This is a genomic window from Clostridium sp. LS, assembly GCF_002760435.1.
Classification (GTDB): domain Bacteria; phylum Bacillota; class Clostridia; order Clostridiales; family Clostridiaceae; genus Clostridium.
The window spans coordinates 1-10,318 of the sequence record NZ_AUUU01000154.1 but is presented as its reverse complement, the minus strand read 5'-3'; the positions used below and the strand labels follow the sequence as shown (position 1 = coordinate 10,318).

General features: G+C 29.4%; 14 protein-coding genes and 1 riboswitch. Of the genes, 2 read left to right on the top strand and 12 right to left on the bottom strand.

Annotated elements, in window-relative coordinates; all coding sequences use genetic code 11:
- Positions 1–173, bottom strand: a riboswitch (cobalamin riboswitch). This riboswitch is flagged as partial in the annotation.
- A gap of 141 nt (positions 174–314) precedes the next feature.
- Positions 315–764: a DUF11 domain-containing protein gene (locus tag COL3_RS24665; protein WP_008427945.1), complete on the top strand. Its 450-nt coding sequence runs from the start codon at positions 315–317 to the stop codon at positions 762–764.
- Positions 765–817: 53 nt separating this feature from the next.
- On the opposite strand, the gene COL3_RS24660 is transcribed toward COL3_RS24665, so the two are convergent.
- The gene (locus COL3_RS24660) at positions 818–2,023 is read right to left on the bottom strand and encodes an aldo/keto reductase (protein ID WP_008427944.1); all 1,206 of its coding nucleotides are present in this window, start codon (positions 2,021–2,023) and stop codon (positions 818–820) included.
- A 122-nt stretch (positions 2,024–2,145) separates the two neighbouring features.
- On the bottom strand, positions 2,146–2,505 hold the full coding sequence (locus COL3_RS24655) for a hypothetical protein (RefSeq protein ID WP_008427941.1): 360 nt from the start codon (positions 2,503–2,505) through the stop codon (positions 2,146–2,148).
- A gap of 235 nt (positions 2,506–2,740) precedes the next feature.
- Between COL3_RS24655 and COL3_RS24650 the strand changes: the two genes are divergently transcribed.
- Positions 2,741–3,478 (top strand): zinc dependent phospholipase C family protein, encoded by a 738-nt coding sequence (locus COL3_RS24650; protein WP_008427939.1) that lies wholly within the window; start codon positions 2,741–2,743, stop codon positions 3,476–3,478.
- A gap of 3 nt (positions 3,479–3,481) precedes the next feature.
- On the opposite strand, the gene COL3_RS24645 is transcribed toward COL3_RS24650, so the two are convergent.
- The 10 genes from COL3_RS24645 to COL3_RS24605 form a co-directional block, all read right to left on the bottom strand.
- A complete protein-coding gene (locus COL3_RS24645) occupies positions 3,482–3,925 on the bottom strand; it encodes a MarR family transcriptional regulator (RefSeq protein WP_008427936.1) in 444 nt (147 codons plus the stop codon).
- Between the two features lies 1 nt (position 3,926).
- Positions 3,927–4,340, bottom strand: a complete 414-nt coding sequence (locus tag COL3_RS24640) for a hypothetical protein (RefSeq protein ID WP_008427934.1) — start codon at positions 4,338–4,340, stop codon at positions 3,927–3,929.
- A 595-nt stretch (positions 4,341–4,935) separates the two neighbouring features.
- Positions 4,936–5,145, bottom strand: a complete 210-nt coding sequence (locus COL3_RS24635; RefSeq protein ID WP_008427932.1) for a hypothetical protein — start codon at positions 5,143–5,145, stop codon at positions 4,936–4,938.
- A gap of 163 nt (positions 5,146–5,308) precedes the next feature.
- A complete protein-coding gene (locus COL3_RS24630; RefSeq protein ID WP_008427931.1) occupies positions 5,309–5,725 on the bottom strand; it encodes a hypothetical protein in 417 nt (138 codons plus the stop codon).
- Between the two features lie 253 nt (positions 5,726–5,978).
- The gene (locus COL3_RS24625) at positions 5,979–6,395 is read right to left on the bottom strand and encodes a hypothetical protein (RefSeq protein ID WP_008427929.1); all 417 of its coding nucleotides are present in this window, start codon (positions 6,393–6,395) and stop codon (positions 5,979–5,981) included.
- A 252-nt stretch (positions 6,396–6,647) separates the two neighbouring features.
- Positions 6,648–6,944 carry a transporter substrate-binding domain-containing protein gene (locus COL3_RS24620; protein ID WP_008427927.1) on the bottom strand — a complete coding sequence of 99 codons (297 nt, stop codon included), beginning with the start codon at positions 6,942–6,944 and terminating at the stop codon, positions 6,648–6,650.
- A 54-nt stretch (positions 6,945–6,998) separates the two neighbouring features.
- Positions 6,999–7,127: a hypothetical protein gene (locus COL3_RS29670; RefSeq protein ID WP_008427925.1), complete on the bottom strand. Its 129-nt coding sequence runs from the start codon at positions 7,125–7,127 to the stop codon at positions 6,999–7,001.
- A 191-nt stretch (positions 7,128–7,318) separates the two neighbouring features.
- A complete protein-coding gene (locus COL3_RS24615; protein WP_008427922.1) occupies positions 7,319–8,644 on the bottom strand; it encodes a PTS sugar transporter subunit IIC in 1,326 nt (441 codons plus the stop codon).
- Positions 8,645–8,846: 202 nt separating this feature from the next.
- Entirely contained in the window at positions 8,847–9,155 is a 309-nt protein-coding gene (locus tag COL3_RS24610; RefSeq protein WP_008427920.1) for a PTS sugar transporter subunit IIB, read from the bottom strand.
- Between the two features lie 124 nt (positions 9,156–9,279).
- Positions 9,280–9,600, bottom strand: coding sequence for a PTS lactose/cellobiose transporter subunit IIA (locus tag COL3_RS24605; RefSeq protein WP_008427918.1), 321 nt, complete (start codon positions 9,598–9,600; stop codon positions 9,280–9,282).
- Positions 9,601–10,318: the final 718 nt, after the last annotated feature.

Sequence of the window (10,318 nt, the reverse complement as noted above, 5' to 3'; positions counted from 1 at the left end):
GCAGGTCTTCTGACTTAAGAATCATCATTTAAGTACGCCTTCCCTGTTTCCAAGTGACATCAAAAGTACTTAAACTCCTCTAATACAGCTACGGGATAGTTCAGGAATTTCACCTGATTCCCTTTTAATTAATCAAAATAGTTCTTGATCAAACCCATACTTTATTATTATCTTATATATGTTCCATTACAATATAACATTATTAATTAAAGAAATCAATTAACTATTAATTTTAGTAACATAATCTAATTTAAGGAATATAATATCTATAAAGTAACAATTATTCTTCAAATGATAAAGGGGAGGAAATATCTATGTCCATGATCACTTTTTCTGATGACTTATTAAGGTCTCTTCCTGATTCTACTGATAATTTATCAGGGTTGCTTCCTTTTTCTATTATAGAAAATACTGCCCAAGCTGAAGGTGAAAATACTAATACTGCTAATGGGCAAAATTGTATTAAATTTAGAGGAACTCGTCGTGCTAATTTAAGTGTTACTAAAACAGCTAATGTCTCATCAGTATTTGTAGGTGATACTTTTACCTACACAATAAGAATTACTAACCTTGGCCCAAATACAGCTATTGGAGTAATAATGACTGATGCTGCTCCAAATCATATTATCTTTACACCTGGTGGAGTAACAACAACTCAAGGTTCTGTTGATCCTAGTTCAACTCCTTCAAATATTATAGTTAATGTCGGTAATATTGCTCCAGGTGCAACAGTTACAATTACAATTCCAGCAACAGTAATCTAATAAATAAAATGGCTGAATCCGATGAATACTCATTGGGTTCAGTTCTAATTTAGCTAATATATCTTAAATAATCTCACAGCAGTTTTTGCAATTTTATATATAGGTGTTTCAAGTTCCCTGCTGGCGTTCTTTAATTCCTTTCGAATTTCGATATGTTGTGGACAATGTTTTTCGCATTTACCACATTCAACACACTGTGAAGCACTAGTTGTGTTTTTTCGCAGAGCAGTACACATAAGATATTCTCTTCTGCCATTTTTCTTATTTTCAGAATACATCATATTATAGGAGTGAAATGTTCCAGGTATATCTACACCTTTAGGACAAGGAATACAATAGGCACAGCCTGTACATCCTACCTTAATGTTTCTTTTGATTTCATTTTTTACTTGTTCAATAAGATCAAAATCTTCTTCTGTAAATTCACCGGCTGTTACATACTTTGCAACATTTATATTCTCCCGAACCATTTCAAGAGAATTCATTCCAGATAGTACACAGGTAACTTCAGGTTGATTCCAAAGCCAACGGAATGCCCATTCTGCTGGTGTACGCTTCCTTGAATTTTCCTTAATTATAGTCTTAGCTTTTTTCGGCAATAGGTTAACCAGCCTTCCACCTCTTAATGGCTCCATAATAATTACAGGAAGTCCTTTATTACTCGCTGCTTCAAGGCCTCTTCTTCCTGCCTGACTATGTTCATCTAAATAATTATATTGAATCTGACAAAAGTCCCAATTGTAGGCATCTAAAAGCTGAAGAAAAGTTTCTGTATTTCCATGATAAGAAAAACCAACATTACTAATTTGCCCCTTTTCTACTTTTTCCTTTAACCATTCCTCTACGCCTAATGCTTTTAAGCGCTCCCATGTCTTAACATCAGTAAGCATATGCATAAGATAATAATCAATATAATCTGTATTGAGTCTTCTTAATTGTTCATTAAAATATTTTTCTAAACTTTTTCTTGACTTAATCAAGTAATGCGGAAGCTTAGTTGCTATATATATCTTATCTCGGCAGTTATTTCTTTTTAGAATTTCACCGAGTGTTGCTTCATTTCCTGGATAAACGTAAGCGGTATCGAAATAATTCACTCCACTATTTATTGCTTCCATAACTTCTTTTTCTGCCTTATCAATAACAGTGCTGCCATTTCTTTTAGTAAAACGCATGCAGCCATAGCCTAATATAGATATTTTATTTCCCTTTTTATCTTTTCTATACTTCATTTCTGAAGTCTTTTCCACAAATTCCATTATTGTGACCACCTCATTATATAACATCTGCCATTTTATCACCAAAGGCTCTGATTATTTTTCTTGTACCAAATTTCAAATACTTTTCTAAATCCTGAAGATATTGATACATATTCAACCCTTCAATTTCCAGATTGTATTATTTCTCCTGGTAAAATAAAGGAACTTATTAAAATAATAAATATACTTAATTTACATTCCCAAGTTTCTATTCTTCTCCTATTATTTATATTTTCTAATTCCAGAGTTTCTTTTAAAAACACATATCCTAAGCCTACGCCTGGTATTAAAAATATTAAAGCTATAATTGCAGTGTAATGTAATCCTGTATTATTACCTGACCACGGTTTTAGACCTATAAAATTTAGTATAAGATCTACATAAGCTGGCTTTCCTCCAAACGAAATACCAAATAATATTCCTAAAGTAAATAATATCAGAGAAATTATTACTAATCTCATTCTTCTATTAATTTTATTCAAAATTCACACCTCTTTCTTAACAATATTTTGAAATTACAATTTCTTATATAGAAATTATAAATCTTCCAGCTTATAATTCAAATATAACATAGCTTTTATACTTATTTATATCGTAAAATTTTTAAATAATAATCTTTCTAGGTATTATACATCCATATTAATAACTTCTGCGGATAATTACTTAACTTATGTTTATAATAAGAAGAGTATAAATATTTTGATAGGAATGATAATCATGAATACTTTAGAAAAATCTTATTCATATGCATTTAAAGGTCTATTAAAAGCTGTAAATCCTGTAAAAAAGAAAATAATTAAAACTGAATGCAAAGTTCATAAATTTATAAATATCCAGTCCTTAATAATATTAAAAAATGATGGATATAAAGAAATTTATAAGTTTATGGATTATTACATAGATGATATAAATGCAGGAGTAGTCTGGGCTGATCAAGATTTGAAAAGCAATAATCACTTTTATAACCCACATAAAAATAAAGGTTTGTATGGAAGCAGTAATGCAAAAATAGAGTGTCTTTCTTACTATACTAAAGCACTTAAAGAATATTCAGCTAATAATATTAAAACTGCAATGTTTTATTTAGGTGCAGCTTGCCATTTGATTCAAGACTTGACTGTTCCCCAACACGCTAATGTTCACTTACTAAATAACCATAGAAGTTATGAAAATTGGGTAATTAGAGCCCATCTTCATTATGATGAATTCAAACTTGAGGAAGGGGGAATATATTTTAATTCCTTAAACAATTATATTTATTTTAATAGCAAGGGAGCAATTAATGCATACAAGAAATATTCCTATGAAAAAGATAGAGATATTAGATATCAAAAAATTACTTCACTAGTTTTAACAATGGCTCAAGCCACTACTGCAGGTTTATTATTTAAGTTCTACCAGGACATACAAAAAATAAAGCAACAGTTAATAAGTAGTAATACTGCTGCTTTATAAGTCTTACTCCATTTGCTTGAGATATTGACGAAAAATACTTTCTTTTTCCTTTAAAACGCCAAAGAATTCATCATCTGTTCTTTCAACTATTGGAAGAGAAGCTCTTACCATTTCTTGTCCCTTTGGTAACAATGTAACTGCATTTGCCCTGCTATCATTTGGGTTAGTTGTTCGTTTTATGAATTCATTTTTTTCTAATCCCTTAATAATTTGCGATACTGACATTACATCCATATCAGCCATCTTAGCAATGCTTGCTTGCGTAACATTTTCATCTGATTGACTAAGAAAGTTTAATGTAGTAAGTACAACAAATTGAGGATGAGTTATTCCTAATTTTCTAAGTTCCCTGGTAATTACTGTGTGCCACTTATTATATACGCGTATGAATAAAAGCCCAGTAGATGCTTCTGCATCATCTTTAAAGCGAGTAGATGGAAATTCCAATTTATTTTTCAACCTCCTTCTTAATTTTCATAACAGAGTCCGGAACATCTGAGAATACACCACAAAGAAAATTAAAATCTTCCTCTGACGGATTTTCTTTATTTAAGCTGACAGTGTGCTGAATATATATCTTTCCATTTTCTTTTAAAATGTCATGTTCAAACAAAATACCTCCAATACCTGGCACCTCTGTTCTATCCCAGTAAGACTCATTAGGAACAATATTAATCAGTGTAAAAGACATTTCTGGCATTTCTTTCAGTTTCATTTTCCCCGTAGTTCCTGTTTTTAATTCACCGTCAAATGTAAGACTTTCTAAATCCTCTTCCCAAATATGTCGCTTTAAAGGATCAGCATAATAAGGCCAAATAGTTTCCTTTGCAGCATTTACCTCAACTTTAAATCTTAATTCCATTTTTTATCCTCCTTTTAGTAAGTGTAATTATTATAAGTATATATATCATAATTATACTTATAATATATATACTTAATTTTGTCAAGTATTAACAAAGCATGTTTTCTTTACTTATTCTAGCAGTTCATTAAAAGAAAAAATTTATTTTAATTTGATGTCATTTAAAATAAAAAAGTACTCGTCCCTAATATAATTTTTATTTAGTAACGAATACTTTTCATAATTAAATTATTAATTTACATTAGCGAATTTAAAAAGACTCCTCCTGAAAATAATGCACTATACTGACTATATACAACATTTGAATTTTTATATGAGTATATTGAGCTACTGCCAGAATCAAATTGAAAGCTTGGATATAAATCTTTAGAATTATACATGGCATCTTGTACTTTAGAATAAGTTTGATTAGCTATTCCTAAAGAGCCACCTATAATATCTTTAACATTTTTGTAATTACTGCTTATTGCATTTTTAAATTATTTTCATTTACTGAAAGCTTTCCATCAGATCCAACTGTAATTCCAATGGATGATAAGGAGCTGCTACTGTATTTAGTAAATCCAAAAGAATCTGCTAACTTCTCAATTTTAGTTTATTTACTTGAATTATCTTCTAAAAAGTTAACTGCTTTATTATAATCATTAGTAAATTTTTTAACCACACTTATAATTTTACTACTATCAATATTATTAGCTGATATTTCAGCATTTCCAGTACTGTTTAATGATGCCTTAACAGTACTACTCAAATTTATGTTATTACTTTCAGATGAATAATCTATACTATTAACTTTATCTAACATAACTATACCTTATATTCATTCAATTGAAATATAATTATTTAACTTTTTAAAAATAGCAAATGTAAATTAATAAAATTTTCATTAATCATATTTACCTAAAAACGAGAGCTGTCCCAAAAGAACCGCCCTCGTTCTTAAAGCATAGAAATTATCTTAACTAAATCTATACAAGATCAACGAATGTATCCGAAAAATTTCCTGAAACACCTATGCTTATTTGATTAATAGTATCAGTAAGTGTAACAACATTATAAGTTACACTTACAAGAACCAATTGCTTACCTGGAGGACAAGAGAGATCTGTTGGTGATCCAGGCGATAAGCAAATTGTATTTATGACTTTACCATTTTTATCTGATTTTAGGGTAGCAGTAGTGCTTACTGCTACTGAAACAGCTTCTTTGTTTGATGCTTGTGGATACTGTGCACCTTTGTAAATACATGCATATTCAGCAGTAGCATTTGCAGAGAGAATATAGGTTATCAATTGATTATTACCTAACCCAGCTTCTTTAAATGCAACACAAAGATTAACTCCTTCTAAAAATGCATTAATACTAGTAAAATGAGGTTGCGCCATAATGGTTCCAACTCCTTATTTTTTTAATATTTAGTATAGTAACTCATTAATTCTTACATTTTTAGTATTACTTTGCATGAATACTGTAACATTAATTATATATTTAGATATTTGTTTATTATCTAGTTACACAATATGTATAAGCATGCAAATTGTTGCTATATTTCTTAAAAACAACAGGCTATCCTAATAGGATAGCCCTTTTATTTTTAATCTATAGTTTTTTGAACATAGAATAGTAATTTAATCAAATTTATGCTAGGTTAACAAATGTGTCTGAAAATGTTCCAGAAACACCTATAGTAACTGAATTTGTTGTATCAGTAAGAGTAACAGTATTATAAGTTACACTTACAAGAACTAATTGTTGACCAGGAGGGCAAGAAAAACTTCCTGGTTGTGGAGGTGATAAACAAATTGTAGCAGTAACCTGACCGTTTCGATCTGATTCAAAAGTAGCTGTTGTGCTTACTGGCCCTGAAACTGTTTCCTTATTTGAAGCTTGTGGAAACTGTCCCCCTTTATTAACACATGCATATTCAGCTGATGCATTTGCAGAAAGAGTGTAGGTGATTAATTGGTTATTACCTAATCCAGCTTCTTTAAATGTGACACAAAGATTGGCACCTTCTAGGAACGCATTAACTCTAGTAAAATGAGGTTGTGCCATAAAAGTTTCAACTCCTTATTATCTTTTGTTTTAGTAATAAATAATTAATGTGATAATCTTTATAGAGGCAATGAACTGCATCTAAATTATTAGTATTACTTTTTAGAACTACTGTAACACTGCTTTCATTTATTTATCACTTAATTATATAGTATGATCAACCATATAAATTGTTACAATATTTTTATGTAAATTTAAATTGAACAGAAAATAATTGAAATTATCTCAGATTGAACTTTACATTTAGTTCCTTTAAATAATTTCTTTAACTTTTAAATCACTCTTAAAATTAAGATTTGAGAATTTTAGGACAATAACTGTTTCTGTTTCTTTATACAAAGGCTCAGTAAATGCTACCTGCTTTTCACCATCATGAGTAATAAATATTCCTCCAACCGCCATGTCTATACTATTATCTGCGTTTAACTTTCCAAATAAATCTGAAAATGAAGTTTCTCTTACATCAACTTTGTTAACTCCAAGACAATTTGCAATTTCGCTTATAATATCAGCATCAATTCCAGATATTTTTTTTGTTTTAGCATCCACATAAAAAAATGGTAACTCTTTAGGTGGTCAACAATAGTAAGTACCTCTTTTTCTTTAATTGTATGCAATCCATCTTTTCTCTGTTTTAGTTTCATATTTTTTTACAATAGAATATTGTAATATTATTCCCATAATATTTAATATAGCAATAGATACTAATAATCCTTTTAATATTTTTTTCATAAGATTCTCCTTAAAAATCCAGTATTTTAGACCTTTGTTTTATTTAACAAAAAATAAATCATAACTAATTTACCTCATTTTATTTTGTCATAAAATACTAAACTTTAAACATAAAAGTACCCTATAAAATAGACTATAATTAAATCATCTATCTTATAGGGTACATTTTGAATTTAGCTTATATTTTTATATTAATTGTTTTGTTGAGCTGCTAACTCATCAGCATAAGCTATAGCATCTGCTTTCTTAAAGAATGGGAAGTAAATTACAGTAGAAACTATTAAGAATACAAATTGTGCTAAAGCATAGCTAGGACCACCAATTATAAATCCTGAAATAACAGTTGGAATTGTCCAAGGTGGTAATTGCGCACCCATTGGTGCAAGTAATCCTGATGCAATTGCAAAGTAAAGTAACATTGCATTTATTACTGGCCCAAGTATAAATGGTACACCCATGATTGGATTCATTACTACTGGAATACCAAACAATATTGGTTCATTAATATTAAATAAGTTTGGAGGAAGAGCTAACTTACCTAATTGTTTATATTGAGCTGATTTTGCAAGGAATAATAGTAATAATGTAAGTCCAAGTGTTTGACCACTACCTGTTAAGTTAACAAAGTTATCATAGAATTGCTGAGTTACTATATGAGCACCATGAGCAAGATCTAAAGTTCCTGCTTTTTGTAATTCTGCATTGAATGCAGTATTAGCAGTTAATAATGGGCCTACCATACCTCCAACTGTAATACCTCCGTGAATTCCGAAGAACCATAAGAATGGAACAGCAAAAGCAATTAACATAGCTCCAGGTAATGAATCTGATGCAGCTTGTAATGGTGTTTGAACAACTTTATAAATAATTTCTACAAAAGAAGTTTGGAATCCAAATTTACATGTTGCATATACAATAGCTGCTCCTGTAAATATAATAGCAGCTGGAATTAAAGCTGAGAATGCGTTTACAACACCTTGAGGAACACCTTCTGGCATTTTGATTGTAATATTTCTCTTAACCATTGCACTATAAACAAATGAAACAATTAAACTTACTATGATTGCTGTAATCATACCTGCTCCACCAACCCAAGCTGTAGGAATAGCTCCACCTACTTGAATAGGAGCTGCATCTGGTGTTGGTTGATAAGTAACAAAGTTATTAGTAACAATAACAAATACGCTTAAAGCAATTACTGATGGCGAAAATGGCTCTATGCCTTCATTTTTACAGTAAGAGTAAGTCATACCTATAACTCCTACTAATGCCATAATACCCATTGTTGATCCTTGTACTTTGTATAATGGATCATTCCAACCTGCTCCAAAAGTTGCAACCATAAAATCTGTAAATGCTTTTACTGGGAAAGCTGCTATTAATAAGAATATTGATCCAATAATGTTTAATGGTAAAGTAAACATCATACCATCTTTTAACGCTTGGACACCTTTAAGATTAACGAATTTCATAATTACTGGAACTACTTTTTCGTTAAGTGTTTGATTAAATGACATAATTATTCCTCCTTAGAATTAAAAATATAATATGAATAATTACAAATACAAATTTGCTATTATTACCTTGTTAAGTTTTTATTAATTTAATGGTTTTCAAACTTAATATTACTTAAGTAACATTACATATATGTTTCATATATTTTTTACTATTTTAGTATTAACAAGTAATGTTAATACTAAGATAAATAAATTTATATTATTATTTCTTAATCAAGCTTAATGCTAGATCTAATACTTTAGCTCCATTCATCATTCCATAGTCAACCATAGGTATTACTTCTACAGGAACTCCTTTTGGTTCACAAAGACTCTTTGCTTTACCTAGAGTATATCCAACTTGTGGTCCTAAAAGCGCAACATCCATACTATCTAAGTGTCTATCCATTTGAGATTCTGGGTATGCAATAATTTCTGCATCTACACCTTTAACTTTAGCTGCCTCCTTCATTTTATTAACTAAAACACTTGTTGACATTCCTGATGCGCAGAATAATTTAATTGTAATCATATAATTTTCCTCCTTAAATTTTTTCTATAAACTAAAATTATATATTAAATACTAAATTGTATTTATATTGCCGCGTAGTTATTATGTACATATGTAAATAACATATGTATCATTTTTGAAATTACTATTTAAGTAAAGTATTTACCACTTTTCTTAATTCTATAATTTGTGCTATTAAAGTCTTTTCTGATATAGCTGTCATTAAATGATCTTGCGCATGAACAAATAAAACTGATAATTCAATTTTTTCTCCTGCTGCTTCCTTTTGAAGCATTTCTGTTTGTGCATCGTGTGCCTTAGCTAAAGCTTCGTTAGCTAAATCCATCTCTTTGTCAGCTTCTTCATACTTACCCTCATTCACCATCCCAAGTGCCATATAAGCATGATTTTTGCAATCTCCTGCATTAATTATAATATTCATTATTGCCATTTCTAATTGATCCATTTCTACTCCTCCAATTTGTACTTTATTTCTTTACGCTATTATATATAGCAATAACTGTGCCAAACACTGTTGAAAATTTGAATATTTTATTATTTTTTATTACTATAAACTACAATTATTCTTATATAGTAGGTCTTTCAATAGCACAAATCTAATTACATTTAATATTAAATATTATATCTTTTATATTTATTTTAGAATACATTTCTAAAATAAAATATTATTTTTATAATTATATGTTTAGTGTTTTCTCTGCAATGTATAGTGTTTTTATCCTAACCTTTAGTGTTTGAATGATTTATTCAGTGTTTAATTTTCTTTTAAACAGTAAATAGATTGTACAATTATAATGTAAAATATACCATTTAAAGAGAATAAGTAGTTTATGAGAAAAACACCCCATTAAATAGATATAGCCTTAATGGCTAGTGTTTATCTATTTAATAGGGTGTTTTTTTTGATTAAAACAGTGCGAAGTTCAAAATCATCTATTGCTGAATTTTATAGTTGGTATTAACAATATAGAATTCAATTCATTACTTTTATTTCTTATATATTCGAAAAACTTTATACCTGAATCCTGAATATACTTATAATAACAATATTACCTAAAATACATAATAAAAAATAAGTCCTAGCTTATGCTAGAACTTATTTTTTGTTGGTGACTCCTAGGGGAATCGAACCCCTGTTACCACCGTGAAAGGGTGGTGTCTTA

Bases quoted from the DNA above. Each gene is read 5' to 3' on its own strand.
- COL3_RS29670 (WP_008427925.1), bottom strand. From the start codon at position 7,127: ATGAAAAAAATATTAAAAGGATTATTAGTATCTATTGCTATATTAAAT.
- COL3_RS24630 (WP_008427931.1), bottom strand. From the start codon at position 5,725: ATGGCGCAACCTCATTTTACTAGTATTAATGCATTTTTAGAAGGAGTT.
- COL3_RS24605 (WP_008427918.1), bottom strand. From the start codon at position 9,600: ATGGATCAATTAGAAATGGCAATAATGAATATTATAATTAATGCAGGA.
- COL3_RS24660 (WP_008427944.1), bottom strand. From the start codon at position 2,023: ATGGAATTTGTGGAAAAGACTTCAGAAATGAAGTATAGAAAAGATAAA.
- COL3_RS24625 (WP_008427929.1), bottom strand. From the start codon at position 6,395: ATGGCACAACCTCATTTTACTAGAGTTAATGCGTTCCTAGAAGGTGCC.
- COL3_RS24665 (WP_008427945.1), top strand. From the start codon at position 315: ATGTCCATGATCACTTTTTCTGATGACTTATTAAGGTCTCTTCCTGAT.
- COL3_RS24640 (WP_008427934.1), bottom strand. From the start codon at position 4,340: ATGGAATTAAGATTTAAAGTTGAGGTAAATGCTGCAAAGGAAACTATT.
- COL3_RS24615 (WP_008427922.1), bottom strand. From the start codon at position 8,644: ATGTCATTTAATCAAACACTTAACGAAAAAGTAGTTCCAGTAATTATG.
- COL3_RS24635 (WP_008427932.1), bottom strand. From the start codon at position 5,145: ATGTTAGATAAAGTTAATAGTATAGATTATTCATCTGAAAGTAATAAC.
- COL3_RS24610 (WP_008427920.1), bottom strand. From the start codon at position 9,155: ATGATTACAATTAAATTATTCTGCGCATCAGGAATGTCAACAAGTGTT.
- COL3_RS24650 (WP_008427939.1), top strand. From the start codon at position 2,741: ATGAATACTTTAGAAAAATCTTATTCATATGCATTTAAAGGTCTATTA.